Here is a 16,230-nt window from a genome sequence, read left to right on the forward strand (position 1 = left end):
TTCGTGCAGGTTACATGATGGAACGCTTCTCAAAAAGCGAATAGTCCGTTCCAACATGCGGACACCACGGAGAGCCGTGGCGGCGGGGATCATCAGCGGACGTTCTGGAGTTCGCCGTCCGGGAGACCGCAGAGAGCAGGCGTCGTTGCCTGCGGTGTCTACGGCTCATTCCCAGTGGTCACAGAATTGAAACCGCCGAGTAATGGCTACTTATGTGTAGCGCTGCATAGTGTCTCATTTTACGGCCACTCCCCCATCCGCCCAAGAGGTGTGGGCCACGACATACGTCACACCGGAACCGCGATCGCCGACCGCCAGGGGCGGTCGGCGACGTGCGGCCGCACCCGACGGGGAGAACCTCACTCGCCGGTGAGACGCCGTTCCTCCCTGTTAGGTTTCTGGCGTTTGTTCAATGGACAACAGGGGGGAACACATGCGCCGAACCAAGATCATCGGTATCGCACTCATGCCCACGCTGACGCTCGGCCTCGTAGGCGCCGGCGTCACCACGGCGCTCGTCGTGGGGGTTCCGGCGGCTTCGGCGACTTCGGCGGCCGAGCGGACGTGGGGGACACCCGCCGCGCTGACCGGCACGAACAGTGCGAGCACCAGCCCGGGTGTGAAGGTCACCTCGGACGGCACCGCCGTCACGGTGTGGACCCGTGGCACCAGGGAGAGCCCGCAGGAACTGTGGGGCGCGACCCGCCCGGCCGACGCCACCGCCTGGAGCGCTCCGGTGCGCATAGCCGCCGATCAGAAGTACCTGTCCGACGTGTACCTGGTCACCGGCAGGGACGGTTCGGCCACGGTCTCCTGGAACCGCTTCACGACGGAGCGCTTCGACAGGCACAGCACCTCGACGCTCCTGGCCGGCGCCGGGGCGTGGACGGCGCCCGCACCGATCACGTCTGCGCCTTTCGCGAACGACCTCAAGCTGGTCAGCGGGCCCGGCAGCCGGCTCACCGCCGTCTGGAACGGCAACCCGACCCCCGGTGAGGACGAGACGGACGTGGGGGTGTACACCTCCGATCTGGTCGCACCCGGGGCCGCCTGGTCCGACGCTGTCCAGGTCGGCGGCGGAGACGTCTACGAGCTGGCGGCGTCGGCGGCGGGCGACGGCGCCGTGACCGTGGCCTGGCAGGCCGACTTCGGGACGCAAGCCCTGCGGGTGTCGACCCGAGCGGCGGACTCGGCCGACTGGAGTGCCCCCGAGATCATCAGGACCAGCGACTCTTCCGTGTTGGATCTCGACGTACAGACGTCTCCCGACGGTGCGGCCATGGTCACCTGGTCGGAGATCAGCCTCACCCGCCCCTTCGCCTACCGTCCGGCCGGCAGCACGACGTGGGGTGGGACGGAATACCTCCCCGCCGACCCGCAAAGGGGCACCACCTCACCGCCGCTACTGGAACCCGACGGTCGGGTGACGGCGTTGTGGCGCAGCGACATCGCCCTCATCCGGACGGCGACCCGCGAGGTGAACGGCACGTGGTCACAGCCCCGCACGGTGGCCGAGAAGTCCATGTTCGAGTTCTGGGGCCCCAGCATCGGCCACGACGGCTCGCTCGCGGCTCTGTGGACGACGCTCGAAGGCGAGCTGTGGGCCCTGGTGCGCTCCGACGGCACCTGGGGTGAGCCCGTGCACGTGGGCCAGGCCGACCTCCACGCGCGGAGCTCGGTCGCCGTCGGCGAGGACGGCCGCGTCGTCGCCGTGTGGAACGAGCAGCTCGGGCTGACGCCTGAGTATCACTCCATCGAACAGGTCTGGACGGCGGCCACGGGCGCCGCGAAGCCGGCCGTCCCGGCCACGCGCCGGGACTACGTCGGCAACGATGGCTTCCCCGACCTTTACGCGCGCGGGACGAACGGCTCGCTGCTCGTGTACCAGGGCAACGCCACCGGGAAGGTCTCGGAGACGGCCGACGGCGGGACCTGGCCCACGACATCCACGTTGATTCCCTTCGGAGACCTCAACGGTGACGGGGCGAACGACACCCTGGTCACGGACGAGGCGGGCGATCTGTACCGCCACAGTCCGCAGCAGGGCACCGCCGTGGCGCCCCGGTCCCCGTCGGTGAAGATCGGCAACGGCTGGGCGGCCCTCAACGGCCTGACCTATTCCGGTGACCTCACCGGCGACTCCATCCCGGACCTGGTGGCCCGGCAGACCGCGACCGGTGACCTGTACCTGTACGCGGGCACCACGACCGGGGGCCTCACCCGCACCGGCCGGATCGGCACCAGCTGGAAGAACCTGACCATCGTCGGCGCCGGCGACCTCAACGGCGACAAGCACGCCGACCTCGTCGCACGCACCACCACCGGCGACCTCTACCGCTACTACGGCAGCGGCAAAGGCACGATCTCCTCCGGCGTGAAGATCGGTTCCGGCTGGGGCGGCATGGCCGACTTCGTCGGCATCGGCGACCTCACCGGCGACGGCAAGGACGACATCCTGGGCCGCACCACGACCGGCGACCTCTATCGCTACGCCGGCACCGGCATCGGCACCGTCGGCGCAGGAGTCAAGATCGGCACCGGCTGGAAGAACTTCGCCGGCATCCGGTAACGGTCGCACGGGAGCGGAGCGGCGACGGCACGGCCCGGAACGGGTCCGTGCCGTCGCCGCACTCCGGGGAACCCGGCCGCCGGTGCTGAGCCGCGGCACCTACCGCAGCCTTGGCTCCCACCGCGTCAGGGCACCGTTGCGGCCGGTCAGCCGCCGACGGCCACGCCGAACAGGGTGCCGAGGACGTACGTGATCGCCGCGGCGGCTCCGCCGAGCACGAGCTGGCGCAGTCCGCTGAACCACCAGGTACGGGCCGTCACCCGGGCCACCACAGCGCCGCAGCCGAACAGGCCGAGCAGGGCGAGGAGCACGGCGGGCCACAGCGCGGTCGCGCCGAGCAGGAACGGCAGCACGGGCAGCAGGGCACCCAGCGCGAAGGCGCCGAAGGAGGAGACGGCCGCGACGAGCGGCGAGGGCAGGTCGCCGGGGTCGATGCCGAGCTCCTCGCGGGCGTGGATCTCCAGCGCCTGCTCGGGGTCCCTCGACAGCTGCCGGGCGACCTCGCGGGCGAGCGCGGGCTCGACGCCGCGGGACTCGTACAGCCCGGCGAGCTCCCGCATCTCGTCCTTGGGGTGCTTACGCAGTTCCCGCCGCTCGACGTCGAGCTCCGCCTCGACGAGCTCGCGCTGCGAGGCGACGGAGGTGTACTCGCCGGCCGCCATCGAGAACGCGCCTGCGGCCAGACCGGCCAGGCCCGTGATGACGAGGGTCTGCTGGGAGACCGCCCCTCCGGCGACGCCCGTCATGAGGGCGAGGTTGGAGACGAGGCCGTCCATGGCTCCGAAGACCGCGGGCCGCAGCCAGCCACCGTTCACGTCTCGGTGGGTGTGGTTGTCCCGGTGCGCCTCGTGCAGGACGGCGTCGGTCTCGATGATGGACACAGCTCTCCCCTTTTCTCCGGGAGCGGACTCCACACGTCCCGCCCCCCGTTCAACAAGCTCGAAAGTACGCACGAAAAGGGGCTCCCGCCAGCAAGGAAGGCCGTACTTACCTGTCTCGGGGACCTCCTCCGGGGCGTCATCCGTGTGGCCCTTTTGTGGTGGTGATCCGCCTCGTGCGGGTCTCGGCGTGGGACAGATCGCACAGGCGGTTCGCACAGGCGGTGAACTGCCCTGTGCGAGCGAAGGGTCGACGCGATGGAGCTGAGGGCAGGCAGTCCGGTGGAGCCGCCGGCGGGCCGGGGTGCCGGGGAACCCGGTTCGCCCGGCGGTACGGGTGACCGGGCCAGGGGGGCGCTGCTGGGCCTCGCGGTGGGCGACGCTCTCGGTGCCCCGGCGGAGAACATGCGGCCGTCCGAGATCCGACGCCGGTGGGGCCGGATCGAGGGTTTCGTCAGCGACGACCCGGCAGGAACGGACGACACCGAGTACGCGATCTTCTCGGGACTGCTGCTGGCCAGACACGGTTCGGCGCTGACGGTTCCGCACGTCGAGCGTGCCTGGCACCACTGGATCGCCGACCTCGACGAGGGTCCGTTCCGCGGCGCGGGGTTCAGTGAGCGCGGCACGCTGGAGAACCTGCGGCGCGGTCTCGCCGCCCCGATCTCCGCCCAGCACCGGCATGCCTGGAGCGACGGCCTCGCGATGCGGGCGGCACCGTTCGGCGTGTTCGCGGCCGGCCGGCCCACCGAGGCTGCCCGGCTGGTGGCGGTCGACGGCCGGGTCAGCCATGAGGGGGAGGGCATCTACGGCGGCCAGGCGGTCGCGGCCGGGGTGGCCGCCGCGATGGTGGGGGCCGGGCTCGCCTCGGTGATCGCCGCCGCGCTCTCGGTCGTACCGATGGACTCCTGGACCGCCCGTTCGCTGCGGCGCGCGGTCACGGCCGCACAGCGCCCCTACCCGGACCGGCTGGCGAGGGAACGCGCTGTGCGCTCCGCGGTGGTGATCGGCGGCTACCCGTGGACGGACCTGGCACCGGAGGCGGTGGGGCTGGCCTTCGGCGCGTTCACCGCGGCGCGGGGCGACTTCCGTACGGCGGTGCTGACGGCCGTGAACATGGGCCGGGACGCCGATACGACGGCGGCGGTGGCGGGTGCGCTGGCTGGCGCCCTGCACGGGGCGTCCGCCATCCCCCAGGAGTGGGCGTCGAAGATCGGCCCGGTGCGGGGCAGCTGCCTGCCGTCGATGCGCGGGTACCACGTCCTGGACATCGCGGAGCTGCTGACCCCGGACGACACGGAGGACACGCCGGGTGCGCCGCCCGGGGCGGCGGGCGGCACACCGGCCCGGGATCGCCCCACCCCCTCCTGGTACGAGCCGGCCGGACCGCCTCCACGGGACGAGCCCGGCACTGCGCGTTCCGCACCTGCGGCCACGCCCGCGGCCCCCGCCGCCACCGGCCACGGAGCGACCCGATGACCGCCGCGCACGGGGCCGCCGGGGGCGCCTCACCCGCCCCGGAGTCCTCTTCCCGCCCGGAGCCGGGCAGGCGCTCCGGCGCGCCCACGGCCGACCGGGGACACGCGCCCCGAGCCGCGGCTGCTCCGACGGCCCCGGAGCCCGCGGGTCCGGGCCACGCGGCCCCGCCGGACGCGGCCCCCCACCGCGTCGCCATCCGCATCGCGGCCGATCCGGCCGCCCGTCCTTCCTCCGGCAGCCCGTCGGCCAGGGGCCCGCGGGTGTGCACCGCACCCGGCCGGCAGGCCCGGATCGAGGGGCTGCTGCTCGGACTGGCGGCCGGGGACGCCGCCGGGTGGCCCGCCGCGCGGCACCGGGCGGCGCGGATGCCCGAGTGGACCCGGCGGCTCACCCGGGAGCTGGACACCTTCGCCGAGCAGAACGCGACGACGACGCTGCCCGTGCCCATCGCCCTCAACCAGCCGCCCGAGCCCCTCAGGCTCGGTCCGTCCGACGATGCCGAGTGGGCCGCGTTCGCCGCCCGGGCCGTGCTGGCCGCCGCGGCCGACCACGCGCCCGGCCTCTCCCCCGGCCACCGGATGCGGGACGCGATCGACCGGTCCTGGAACGCCCTGGCCGCGAAGGTCGCCGCCGCGAGTGCCCGGGCGCCGGAGGTCGAGTCCGCCGTTCTTCCGCTCCGGGCCCGCATCTCCGTACGGGCCGGCCTCGGCAACCTCGCCGCCGGGCTGCGCCCGCCCGCCACCGGGCACGACAACCCGCACTACTTCGACGACGCGGCCTGCGTCAGGGCCGCCGTCCTCGCGGTCGTGCACCCGGGCGATCCCACTGCGGCGGCCGGGCTCGCCGAGTTCGACGCCCGGTTCACGCAGGACGGCGACGGGGTGCACGGTGCCCGTGCCATCGCCGCCGCGATCGCCGAGGCGCTCGCGGGGGCGGACGTCGACACCGCGGTGAACGCCGCGCTGGAACAGCTGCCCGAGGGAACCGAGATCGCCCGCAACGCCGTCCACGCCGTGCGCCTGGCCCGGGAGTTCGCCGACGAGGCTGCGGGCGCTTTCGCCCTGGTCCCCGTTCTGGAGCACCAGATCGTCGACCACGTCTACAGCTACGGGATCGCCGCGGCCGAGACCGTGCCGGTCGCCCTCGCCCTGGCGACCGCGGCCCGGGGCGAGATCGCCCAGGCGGTGCCCGCGGCCGCCTGCCTGTCCCGGGTCGCCGACTCCGCGCCCGCCCTCGCCGGGGCGCTGACCGGGGCACTGGGCGGGACCGGCACGATCCCCGCGGGCTGGCGCGAGGCCTGCCGCACGCTCGCGGGGTGTGCGCTGCCCCGCCTCGCCGGCACCGATCTCATCGAACTCGCCGGGCTGCTGGCAGCCACGGAACCGGCCACCACGGGTGGACAATCCCGGAATGACACTCAAAACACCCGAACCGTTCTCGGCAGATACGACCACCACGACGCTCACCCTGGATGAACGGATCACCGGCGCACTCGTCGGCGCCGCCGTCGGTGACGCGCTCGGCGGCCCCGTCGAGGGCTGGACCCCGGAGCAGATCGCCGAGCGCCACGGCGGCCGGGTGAACGGCGTCGTCGGCCCTTGGCACGGCGACGAATGGCGCACCGCGCGCCCCATCGCCCCGTACCACAAGGGCGACGGGCACGTCACCGACGACACCCTGATGACGCATGCGCTGGTGCGGGTCTACGGCACGGTGCGCGACCACCTGGACGCGTACGCCGTCGCGGACCACCTCGTACCGGATCTGATGTCCCGTCCCCGCTGGATCCCGGAGCTGGAGGCGGAGGCGCTGCCGCTGCAGCGGATCTTCCTCGCGGAGAAGTGGATCGTCACGCGGCTGCACTACGGCCACGCCGACCCGCGCGAGGCGGGCTCGGGGAACATCGTGAACTGCGGGGCGGCGATGTACATGGCGCCGGTCGGCCTGGTGAACGCCGCCCACCCCGAGGCCGCGTACGCGGAGGCGCTGGATGTCGCGGGGGCGCACCAGTCCTCGTACGGACGGGAGGCGGCCGGCGTCCTCGCCGCCGCGGTCGCGGCCGCCTGCACCCCGGACGCCACGCCCTCCTCCGTCGTCGGAACCTGTCTGGCCCTGGCCAAGGACGGGACGCGGGCGGCGATCGAGGCGGTGTGCGACGTGGCCACCGGGTACAGCGACTTCGAGTCCGCGCTGGTGCCCCTGCGCGAGGCCGTGGCCCCCTTCGACACGGTGGGCCCCGAATACCGCGCCCCCTCGCTCGGTGCCCGGCGGCCCTCCCGGCTGCACTCCATCGAGGAGCTTCCGGTCGCGCTCGGCATGCTGCTCGTGGGCGGGGGCGACTACCGCCGCACGGTGCTCGGTTCGGTCAACTACGGCCGGGACTGCGACTCGATCGCGACGATGAGCGGCGCGATCGCGGGCGCGCTCCACGGCGAGCGGGCCATCCCCGCCGCCTGGGTGAAAACCGTCGCCGACGCCAGCCGCCTCGATCTGCACGCCCCGGCACGGGTCCTGACGGAGGTGGCCCGCGAGATGTTCGTACGGGACACGGCGCGCCGCCGGGCCCACGAGACGGCGTTCGCGACGCTGGCCGGCCCGCGATGACCGTACGGCTGACGTGGGTTCAGCCCGAGGACCTGGTCGGTCACGAGCTGCGGCAGGCGGCACAGGACGGCCGGGACGCCCGGGACATCGAGGAGCGCTGGTACGGGGCCGGCGGCGCCCCCGCCCCGGAGCGCGCGGGCGTCTCGAAGCATCCCCCGGCACCCCGGATGCGCGCCCTGGCCGCCCGGCTGCTCGACGAACTCGCCCTGCTGGAGAGCCCGCTGTCGGAAGTCGAGCCGACAGACCTGGCGGCGATCCGGGATGCCTGCCCCCGCTGGCCGGCCCCCCTCACCCGGCCCGTCGCTCTCGGGCCCGAGCGGCTGCACGCGGCCTGGCTGGGCCGGGCCGCGGGCTGCCTGCTCGGCAAGCCCGTGGAGAAGCTGCCCCTCGCCGGCATCCGCTCCCTCGCGCAGGCCACCGGCAACTGGCCGCTCGGCACCTGGTTCACGGCCCGTGGCCTGTCCGGCGAACTGACCGCCGCCTACCCCTGGAACCGCCGTTCGGCCGGCACCTCCCTCGCCGAGAACATCGACGGGATGCCGGAGGACGACGACCTCAATCACCCTCTGCTCACCGTGCTGTTGCTCCAGCGCCACGGACGCGCCTTCAGCACGGCCGACCTCGCCCGGCTCTGGCTCGACGCGCTCCCGGCCGGCCGGCTCTTCACCGCGGAGCGCGTCGCGTACCGCAATCTCCTCGACGGCATCGAGCCGCCGGAGACCGCCCGTTACCGCAATCCCTTCCGCGAGTGGATCGGCGCCCGGATCCGGGCCGATGTGCACGGCTGGACGCACCCGGCCGACCCGGCCGCCGCCGCCGAGCAGGCACACCGGGACGCGGTGCTCACCCACACGGCCAACGGGGTGTACGGGGCCATGTTCACCGCGGCCGCACTCGCCGAGGCGGCCGGCGGCGAGACGGATGTGCACGGGTGTCTCGCGGCGGGACTGCGCGTGGTGCCGCCCCGTTCCCGGTACGCGCACGCGGTGCGCCTCGGGATCGCGAGCGCCCGTGCCGAACCGGACTTCGACACGGTCGTGGACCGGCTCCACGCCGCCTACGGGGCGACCCACCACTGGGTGCACGTCCTGCCCAACGCCGCGGTGCTCGCCGCAGCGCTCACCCACGCCGACGGTGACTTCGGCCGATCCATCGGCTGCGCCGTGTCCGGCGGCTGGGACACCGACTCCAACGGTGCGACGGCCGGTTCGCTCGCGGGGCTGCTGGCCGGCCGGCCGGCCGCGCTGCCCGACCACTGGACCGCCCCGCTGAAGAACCGGCTCGCCACGTCCGTCCCCGGTTTCGACTCCATCGGCTTCGACACCCTCGCCGAACTGACCCACCAGGAGGTATGCCGCCCATGACAGCGATCGCGGTGCTCGGCAGCACCAACATGGACCTAGTCACCTACGTCGCCCGGGCGCCCGCGCTCGGGGAGACCGTCACCGGGCGGGAGCTGCGGACCGTGCCCGGCGGCAAAGGGGCCAATCAGGCCGTCGCAGCGGCCCGCGCCGGCGGCGAGGTGGTGATGATCGGCGCGGTGGGGACCGACGAGTTCGGCTCGCGGCTGCGGACGAATCTGGAGCACGCGGGCGTGGACACGGACCTGCTGCACACCGCCGCCGGTCCCAGCGGCACCGCCCACATCGTCGTCGACGACGAGGGGGCGAACGCGATCGTGGTGATCCCCGGCGCCAACGGCACCGTCACCGCGCTCGGCCCGGGCGAGCACGCCGCCATCGCCGCCGCGGGTCTGCTGCTCCTCCAGCTGGAACTCCCGCTCTCCGCGGTGACCGAGGCCGCGCGGGCCGCGAAGGCCCGGGGGGTACGGACGATCCTCACCCCCTCCCCCGTACAGCTGCTGCCGTCCGAACTCCTGGACGCCGTCGACCTGCTGATCCCCAATGAGCACGAGGCGGCGGCGCTGTCCGGGTGCGACGAACCGCACGCGGCCGCGGAGGTCCTGCTCAGGCAGGTCCCTGAGGTGGTGATCACGCTCGGCCGGAAGGGGTGCCTGTACGCGGCGAGGGGAAGCGAAGCCGTCCTGTTCCCGGCGCCCGAGGTGACCGCCGTCGACACGACAGGCGCGGGTGACACGTTCGTCGGGACGCTGGCCGTGGCGCTCGGCGAGGGCAGGGCCGTCCCCGAGGCGCTGGCCTGGGCGTCCTCGGCCGCGGCGCTCTGCGTACAGAGACCCGGTGCCTCCACGTCCATGCCCTACCGCAGCGAGATCGATGCCGCATGAGTACGACGACCGCACCTCTGGTCGGCCTGCGGGTCCTGGACATCGCCACCCTGTTCGCGGGACCGCTCGCGGCCACGATGCTCGGCGACTTCGGCGCCGAGGTCATCAAGGTCGAGCATCCGCGCAGGCCCGACCCTTCGCGCGGGCACGGTCCCGCGAAGGACGGGGTGGGCCTGTGGTGGAAACTGCTCGGCCGCAACAAGCGCACCCTGACGCTCGACCTGTCCAGCCCGGGCGGCCGGGATGTGCTGCTGCGGCTGGCGGCGGACACCGACGTGATCATCGAGAACTTCCGGCCGGGGACACTGGAGCGCTGGGGCCTGGGCTGGGAGGAACTGCGCGCCGTCAATCCGCGGCTGGTACTGGCCCGGGTCACCGGCTTCGGCCAGTTCGGCCCGTACGCGCACCGGCCCGGCTTCGGCACGCTCGCGGAGGCGATGAGCGGCTTCGCCGCCGTGACCGGTGAGCCGGACGGGCCGCCGACCCTGCCGCCGTTCGGGCTCGCCGACTCGATCGCGGCGCTCGCCACGGCGTACGCGGTGATGACGGCCCTGGCCGGGCGCGACCGCACCGGGGCGGGGCAGGTGGTCGACATGGCGATCATCGAGCCGATCCTGACCGTCCTGGGGCCGCAGCCGCTCTGGTACGACCAGCTGGGCTACGTCCAGCCGCGTACGGGAAACCGCTCCCGCAACAACGCCCCGCGCAACACCTACCGGACCTCCGACGGCCACTGGGTCGCCGTCTCGACCTCGGCCCAGTCGGTCGCCGAGCGCGTGATGCGGCTGGTGGGACGCCCGGACCTGATCGACGAACCGTGGTTCGCCGCCGGGACCACGCGCGCCGAGCACGCCGACGAACTCGACGAGGCGGTCGGCCACTGGATCGCCCGGCGCACTCGGGAGGAGGCCGTGTCGGCGTTCGAGAAGGCGGAGGCCGCGATCGCTCCGATCCAGGACGTACGGGACGTGATGGAGGATCCGCAGTACCGGGCGCTGGGCACGATCACCGAGGTCGACGACCCCGAGCTGGGGCCGCTGCGGATGCAGAACGTCCTGTTCCGGCTCTCGGAGACGCCCGGGGAGATCCGCTGGGCCGGTCGGCCGCACGGCGCGGACACGGACGAGATCCTGGAGGGGCTCGGCCTGTCGGCCCCGAGCATCGCGGCCCTGCGGGACGAGGGGGCGCTGTGAGCACCAGGGCGGTGGCGCTGACCTGGCTGTACGTGCCCGGGGACCGCCCGGAGGTGGTCCGCAAGGCGCTCGGCTCGGGTGCGCACGTGGTGATCGTCGATCTGGAGGACGCGGTCGCGCCGGACCGCAAGGAGTACGCGCGGGCGGCGACCGCGGAGCTCCTCACCGATCCCGCTACGGCCGACGCGTCGGCCGTAGCGGTCCATGTCCGGGTCCACGGCGAGGATGACGTCAAGGCTCTGGCAGGGCTTCCGGGCCTGTCCGGGATGCGGCTCCCCAAGATCACCCATGCGGCTTCGGTGCACCATGTCGCGGCGCTGGCACCGGGGGTCGCGCTGTACCCGCTGCTGGAGTCGGCCATGGCCATCGAGCACGCGTACTCGATCGCCAGCGCCCATCACGACGTGCGGGGTGTGGCACTGGGCGAGGCGGATCTCAAGGCCGACCTGGGAGTGCGGGACGATGCGGGGCTCGACTGGCCGCGCAGCCGTCTCGTGGTCGCCGCACGGGCGGCGGGGCTCGATCCGCCCGCCATGTCGGTGTTCACGGACGTCAAGGACCTGTCCGGGCTGCGGTCGTCCTGTGCCCACGGGCGGGGCCTGGGACTGCTCGGGCGTGCGGCGATCCATCCCCGGCAGCTGCCCGTCATCGAGCGGGCGTTCCGGCCGACGTCGCGGGAGGTCGAGGCGGCGGAGCAGATCGTGGAGGCGTCACGGGCACAGGCGGGGGCGATGGCCCTGCCGGACGGGAGGTTCGTCGACGCGGCGGTGGTGGCGACCGCGCGGAGGACTCTGGCGCTGGCGGGACGCGTGGCGTGAGCCCGTTCGGCCCGGGTGCCGGGGTACGCGAAGGGGCCGCCGGACCTGTGTGGTCCGGCGGCCCCTTCGGGTGGTTCCGGGTGCGTCAGCTCTTGTCGGCCGTCTGCGGGGCGTCGTCGCCCTCGGGCTCCTTCGCCTGCGCGTCGGCGGCGTCCGACGGGTCGGCGGCCTCGGGGCTGTCTGCGCCCTCGGCGGAGTCTGCCGACCCGCTGTCCTTGCCGCTGTCCTTCGACAGGTCCACCGCGGCGGGTTCGACGATCTCCTCGCGTCCGGGGCGCAGCTTCGCCGAGATCACGAAGTACGTCACCGCGAGGACGAAGACGATGATCGCGGTCCACACGTTGAGCCGCAGTCCCAGCACGTGGTGGGCCTCGTCGACGCGCATGTACTCGATCCAGGCACGGCCCGTGCAGTAGGCCGCCACGTACAGCGCGAACGCCCGTCCGTGTCCGAGCTTGAACCGGCGGTCCGCCCAGACGACCAGGAGTGCGACACCGATGCACCAGAGCGACTCGTACAGGAAGGTCGGGTGGTAGGTGTCCGCCACCCGGTTGGGGCCTTCGCTGATCTTCACCGCCCACGGCAGGTCCGTCTGCTTGCCGTACAGCTCCTGGTTGAACCAGTTGCCCCAGCGGCCGATCGCCTGGGCGAGGGCGATACCGGGTGCGAGCGCGTCGGCCCAGGCGGGCAGCGGGATCCCGCGGCGGCGGCAGCCGATCCAGGCGCCGACGGCGCCGAGCGCGATCGCGCCCCAGATGCCGAGGCCGCCTTCCCAGATCTTGAAGGCGTCGACCCAGTTCTCACCGTCGCTGAAGTACAGCTGGTAGTCGGTGACGACGTGGTAGAGCCTGCCGCCGACGAGGCCGAAGGGCACGGCCCAGACGGCGATGTCGGCAACGGTGCCGGCTCGCCCGCCGCGGGCGATCCAGCGCTTGTTGCCGAACCAGACGGCGACGAAGACACCGATGATGATGCAGAACGCGTAGCCGCGGAGCGGGATCGGGCCGAGCTCGATCACGCCGGTCGACGGGCTGGGAATGAAGGCAAGGTTCATGACGGGGTCGACGCTACCTTGCCGGACGGGACGTGAGGCAAGCCGTCCGGCAACTTCTGGGTAACGGGCCGGGCCCTCAGGACGGCTTCGAGCCCGAGGGCGTCGCCCCGACCGTGCCCGGTTCCTTGCCCTTGTTGGCCTCCGCCACCCACTTCTTGAGATTCGCCACGGAGATCTCCTCGGTTCCTTTCTTGGGGAAGATCGACTCACCGTTGAGCAGCGCGGTGGGAGTCCCCTGGAACCCGCCCTTACCGAAGGCGGTGTTCGACTTCTCGACCCAGCTGTCGTGCGTGCCGTCCTCCACGCAGCTGCGGAAGGCGGGCGTGTCCAGTCCGTCCACGGTGCCGGCGAGCTCGATCAGCTTGCTGTTCTCGCCGAAGGCGTCGTCGGTCTCCGGCGGCTGATTGCGGTAGAGCACGTCGTGGTACGGGGCGAACTTGCCGACGTCCTGGGCGCAGGCCGCGGCGTTGGCGGCCCGCAGTGATCCGCTGCCGCCGAGGTTGCCGTCGATGATCGTGGCCAGGTGGTACTCCACCTTGATCTGGCCGCTGTCGGCGAGCTCCGCGATCGTGCCCCGGAAGGCTTCCTCGAACTGGGCGCAGACGGGGCAGCGGAAGTCCTCCCAGATCGTGAGCGTGGACGGCGCGTCGTCCGCCCCGACCTGGAGGGCCAGACCGTCCTTGCCCGTCGCCCCGGACGGCGTGACCGCGGGTCCGGCCTCGCTGTCCGTGTCGTTCTTTCCCGCGTTGGCGGCGATCAGGCCGATCACGGCGGCCAGCGCCAGGACGCCCACCACGGCGGTCGCGACGATCAGCGTGCGCCTGCGGCGCTCCCGCGCCCGGTCCAGCTCACGCTGCTGTACGAGCCGCTCGCGTGCGGCTCTCTTCGGCTCATGGTTCTTGTCGCTCACACCGCGCAAACGAACCGGGGAGGCACGTGAGCGCCTCCCCGGTCCCATGTCCACCCGTACGGGTGACGATCACTATCGGCGCTTTCGAACACCTTCGGCCAGCTCGCCGGCCAGTGCGCGGACGGCCGCGAGTCCTGCTGCCGCGTCGGGGGCGTCCAGCATCCTCTTGACGAAGGCCGAGCCGACGATCACGCCGTCGGCGAAGCCGGCGACCTGTTCGGCGTGCTCGCGGGTGGAGACCCCGATCCCGACGCAGACCGGCAGGTCCGTGGTGGCGCGGGTGCGGCGCACCAGCTCCTGGGCCTGCTCGCCGACCGATTCACGGGTGCCGGTGACCCCCATGAGCGAGGAGGCGTACACGAAGCCCGAGCCCGCTGCCGTGATCGTGGCGAGGCGGGCGTCCTTGCTGCTCGGCGCGACGACGAAGACGGTGGCGAGGCCGTGCTTCTCGGCGTGCTCGCGCCACAGTCCGGACTCCTGGACCGGCAGGTCGGGCAGGATGCACCCGGCTCCGCCGGCCGCGGCGAGTTCGGCGGTGAAGCGGTCCACGCCGTACCGGTCGATGGGGTTCCAGTACGTCATGACGAGGATCGGGACGCCGGTGGCCTCGTAGGCCTCACGGACCGTGCGCATGATGTCGGCGATCTTGACGCCGCCCTTCAGCGCGATGTCGTCGGCGGTCTGGATGACCGGCCCGTCGAGCACCGGGTCGCTGTGCGGGAGGCCCACCTCGACGATGTCGGCGCCGCCCGCGACGACGGCCTTGACCGCCTCGATGCCGCCGTCGACCGTCGGGAAGCCGCCGGGCAGGTACGCGATGAGTGCGGCCCTGTCCTCGGATGCCGCCCTGGCCAGTGCCGAATCGAGAAGCTCTCGGTTGCCGCTCACTTCTCCCCCTCGGAGTCGTACAGGCCGAAGTACCGTGCGGCCGTGTCCATGTCCTTGTCGCCCCGGCCGGACAGGTTGATCAGGATCAGCCCGTCCTTGCCGAGTTCCTGCCCGACCTCCAGCGCGCCGGCCAGCGCGTGCGCGCTCTCGATGGCCGGGATGATTCCCTCGGTGCGGGAGAGGAGGCGCAGCGCCTGCATGGCTGCGTCGTCCGTCACCGCGCGGTACTCGCCGCGGCCGACGTCCTTGAGGTAGGCGTGCTCGGGGCCGATGCCCGGGTAGTCGAGGCCGGCCGAGATCGAGTAGGGCTCGGTGATCTGGCCTTCGTCGTCCTGGAGGACGTAACTGCGTGAGCCGTGCAGGATTCCCGGCTCACCCGCGGTCAGGGTCGCGGCGTGCTCGCCGGTCTCGACGCCGTGTCCGGCGGGCTCGCAGCCGATCAGCCGGACGCTGTCGTCCGGGATGAAGGCGTGGAAGAGGCCGATGGCGTTGGAGCCGCCGCCGACGCAGGCGACGGCCGCGTCGGGCAGCCGGCCGGCCCGCTCCAGGATCTGGCGGCGGGCTTCGACGCCGATGACCCGGTGGAAGTCGCGGACCATCGCCGGGAAGGGGTGCGGACCGGCGACCGTGCCGAAGAGGTAGTGCGTGCGGTCGACGTTGGCGACCCAGTCGCGGAAGGCCTCGTTGATGGCGTCCTTGAGGGTCCTGGAGCCGGACTTCACGGCGATGACCTCGGCGCCGAGCATCCGCATCCGGGCCACGTTCAGCGCCTGGCGCTGTGTGTCGATCTCGCCCATGTAGATGGTGCACTCGAGGCCGAAGAGGGCGCACGCGGTCGCGGTCGCGACACCGTGCTGACCGGCGCCGGTCTCCGCGATCACACGCGTCTTGCCCATCCGCTTGGTGAGCAGCGCCTGGCCCAGCACGTTGTTGATCTTGTGTGAGCCGGTGTGGTTCAGGTCCTCCCGCTTGAGGAAGACCCGGGCGCCGCCGGCGTGCTCGGCGAAGCGCGGGACCTCGGTCAGCGCGCTGGGCCTGCCCGTGTAGTTGACCATGAGCTCGTTGAGCTCGGCGGCGAAGGCGGGATCGGCCTTGGCCTTGTCGTACTCGACGGCCACCTCGTCCACGGCGGCGACGAGCGCCTCCGGGATGAACTTGCCACCGAACGCACCGAAGTACCCCTCGGCGCTGGGAATCAGACCCTCGGGGTCCGGAATGAAGAAGTCGGACGACATGCGACGTGCTCCTCGACGTTGCAACGGGTGGGTTCACCGTATGCGCCGTGGGCGGAGCACCGCGCCGGCCGTCGAGCGGTCGGTGCGGTAGGGCGTGCGGACCTCCCCGTGGGGGGAGGAGTGCGACGGCCGGGGCTCGCTACGGCGCGGACCCCGTGCGCCATCGCATGCCGTTGACCTGTCCCGGTTCGTCGCCGATCACGTACCGGACGCGGCGGCCGTGCACCCGGCGGGCGGGGGCGCGGCAGCCCCGCGGCCTGCAGCCGCGGGCCAGGGGCGCGTGGGGGTCCCGGGCCGTCGCCCCGGCGGGGCGCAGGCCCGGCCGGACGCGGGGCGCGGGACAGTCGGGCACGGTGC

14 protein-coding genes are annotated in these 16,230 nt (G+C 72.9%); 8 read left to right on the top strand and 6 right to left on the bottom strand.

Annotation, left to right across the window (positions count from 1 at the left end; translation table 11 throughout):
• The first annotated feature begins 433 nt into the window (after positions 1 to 433).
• The gene (locus OG844_RS09230) at positions 434 to 2,569 is read left to right on the top strand and encodes an FG-GAP repeat domain-containing protein (RefSeq protein WP_406389387.1); all 2,136 of its coding nucleotides are present in this window, start codon (positions 434 to 436) and stop codon (positions 2,567 to 2,569) included.
• A gap of 146 nt (positions 2,570 to 2,715) precedes the next feature.
• Here the strand turns inward: OG844_RS09230 and OG844_RS09235 are convergent, their stop codons facing one another.
• Positions 2,716 to 3,450, bottom strand: a complete 735-nt coding sequence (locus OG844_RS09235) for a VIT1/CCC1 transporter family protein (protein WP_406389388.1) — start codon at positions 3,448 to 3,450, stop codon at positions 2,716 to 2,718.
• Positions 3,451 to 3,705: 255 nt separating this feature from the next.
• Between OG844_RS09235 and OG844_RS09240 the strand changes: the two genes are divergently transcribed.
• Genes OG844_RS09240 through OG844_RS09270 form a run of 7 tightly spaced genes read left to right on the top strand, consistent with a single transcriptional unit; the run spans position 3,706 to position 11,786 of the window.
• Positions 3,706 to 4,926, top strand: coding sequence for an ADP-ribosylglycohydrolase family protein (locus tag OG844_RS09240; protein WP_406389389.1), 1,221 nt, complete (start codon positions 3,706 to 3,708; stop codon positions 4,924 to 4,926).
• Positions 4,923 to 6,401: an ADP-ribosylglycohydrolase family protein gene (locus tag OG844_RS09245; protein ID WP_406389390.1), complete on the top strand. Its 1,479-nt coding sequence runs from the start codon at positions 4,923 to 4,925 to the stop codon at positions 6,399 to 6,401. Before OG844_RS09240 ends, OG844_RS09245 begins: the two co-directional genes overlap by 4 nt.
• Positions 6,337 to 7,530, top strand: coding sequence for an ADP-ribosylglycohydrolase family protein (locus OG844_RS09250; protein ID WP_406389391.1), 1,194 nt, complete (start codon positions 6,337 to 6,339; stop codon positions 7,528 to 7,530). The genes OG844_RS09245 and OG844_RS09250 overlap by 65 nt, the downstream gene beginning before the upstream one ends.
• A complete protein-coding gene (locus OG844_RS09255) occupies positions 7,527 to 8,894 on the top strand; it encodes an ADP-ribosylglycohydrolase family protein (RefSeq protein ID WP_406389392.1) in 1,368 nt (455 codons plus the stop codon). The genes OG844_RS09250 and OG844_RS09255 overlap by 4 nt, the downstream gene beginning before the upstream one ends.
• The gene (gene rbsK, locus OG844_RS09260) at positions 8,891 to 9,775 is read left to right on the top strand and encodes a ribokinase (RefSeq protein WP_406389393.1); all 885 of its coding nucleotides are present in this window, start codon (positions 8,891 to 8,893) and stop codon (positions 9,773 to 9,775) included. Before OG844_RS09255 ends, rbsK begins: the two co-directional genes overlap by 4 nt.
• Positions 9,772 to 10,968: a CaiB/BaiF CoA transferase family protein gene (locus tag OG844_RS09265; protein ID WP_406389394.1), complete on the top strand. Its 1,197-nt coding sequence runs from the start codon at positions 9,772 to 9,774 to the stop codon at positions 10,966 to 10,968. The genes rbsK and OG844_RS09265 overlap by 4 nt, the downstream gene beginning before the upstream one ends.
• Complete coding sequence (locus OG844_RS09270) at positions 10,965 to 11,786, top strand: HpcH/HpaI aldolase/citrate lyase family protein (protein ID WP_406389395.1); 822 nt, start codon at positions 10,965 to 10,967, stop codon at positions 11,784 to 11,786. The genes OG844_RS09265 and OG844_RS09270 overlap by 4 nt, the downstream gene beginning before the upstream one ends.
• 85 nt (positions 11,787 to 11,871) lie before the next feature.
• On the opposite strand, the gene lgt is transcribed toward OG844_RS09270, so the two are convergent.
• From lgt to trpM, 5 genes are all read right to left on the bottom strand, one after another.
• Entirely contained in the window at positions 11,872 to 12,840 is a 969-nt protein-coding gene (lgt, locus tag OG844_RS09275) for a prolipoprotein diacylglyceryl transferase (protein WP_406389396.1), read from the bottom strand.
• Positions 12,841 to 12,916: 76 nt separating this feature from the next.
• The gene (locus tag OG844_RS09280; protein WP_406389397.1) at positions 12,917 to 13,750 is read right to left on the bottom strand and encodes a thioredoxin domain-containing protein; all 834 of its coding nucleotides are present in this window, start codon (positions 13,748 to 13,750) and stop codon (positions 12,917 to 12,919) included.
• A 72-nt stretch (positions 13,751 to 13,822) separates the two neighbouring features.
• A complete protein-coding gene (gene trpA, locus OG844_RS09285) occupies positions 13,823 to 14,638 on the bottom strand; it encodes a tryptophan synthase subunit alpha (protein WP_406389399.1) in 816 nt (271 codons plus the stop codon).
• Entirely contained in the window at positions 14,635 to 15,873 is a 1,239-nt protein-coding gene (gene trpB / locus OG844_RS09290) for a tryptophan synthase subunit beta (RefSeq protein ID WP_406389400.1), read from the bottom strand. The genes trpA and trpB overlap by 4 nt, the downstream gene beginning before the upstream one ends.
• A gap of 139 nt (positions 15,874 to 16,012) precedes the next feature.
• Positions 16,013 to 16,225 carry a tryptophan biosynthesis modulator TrpM gene (gene trpM / locus OG844_RS09295; RefSeq protein ID WP_406389401.1) on the bottom strand — a complete coding sequence of 71 codons (213 nt, stop codon included), beginning with the start codon at positions 16,223 to 16,225 and terminating at the stop codon, positions 16,013 to 16,015.
• Between the last annotated feature and the right edge of the window lie 5 nt (positions 16,226 to 16,230).

Source organism: Streptomyces sp. NBC_00887 (genome assembly GCF_045207585.1).

Excerpts from the sequence above, each read along its gene's own strand:
- OG844_RS09240 (WP_406389389.1), top strand. The coding sequence starts at position 3,706 with ATGGAGCTGAGGGCAGGCAGTCCGGTGGAGCCGCCGGCGGGCCGGGGT.
- OG844_RS09255 (WP_406389392.1), top strand. The coding sequence starts at position 7,527 with ATGACCGTACGGCTGACGTGGGTTCAGCCCGAGGACCTGGTCGGTCAC.
- rbsK (WP_406389393.1), top strand. The coding sequence starts at position 8,891 with ATGACAGCGATCGCGGTGCTCGGCAGCACCAACATGGACCTAGTCACC.
- OG844_RS09265 (WP_406389394.1), top strand. The coding sequence starts at position 9,772 with ATGAGTACGACGACCGCACCTCTGGTCGGCCTGCGGGTCCTGGACATC.
- trpB (WP_406389400.1), bottom strand. The coding sequence starts at position 15,873 with ATGTCGTCCGACTTCTTCATTCCGGACCCCGAGGGTCTGATTCCCAGC.
- OG844_RS09230 (WP_406389387.1), top strand. The coding sequence starts at position 434 with ATGCGCCGAACCAAGATCATCGGTATCGCACTCATGCCCACGCTGACG.
- OG844_RS09245 (WP_406389390.1), top strand. The coding sequence starts at position 4,923 with ATGACCGCCGCGCACGGGGCCGCCGGGGGCGCCTCACCCGCCCCGGAG.
- lgt (WP_406389396.1), bottom strand. The coding sequence starts at position 12,840 with ATGAACCTTGCCTTCATTCCCAGCCCGTCGACCGGCGTGATCGAGCTC.
- OG844_RS09250 (WP_406389391.1), top strand. The coding sequence starts at position 6,337 with ATGACACTCAAAACACCCGAACCGTTCTCGGCAGATACGACCACCACG.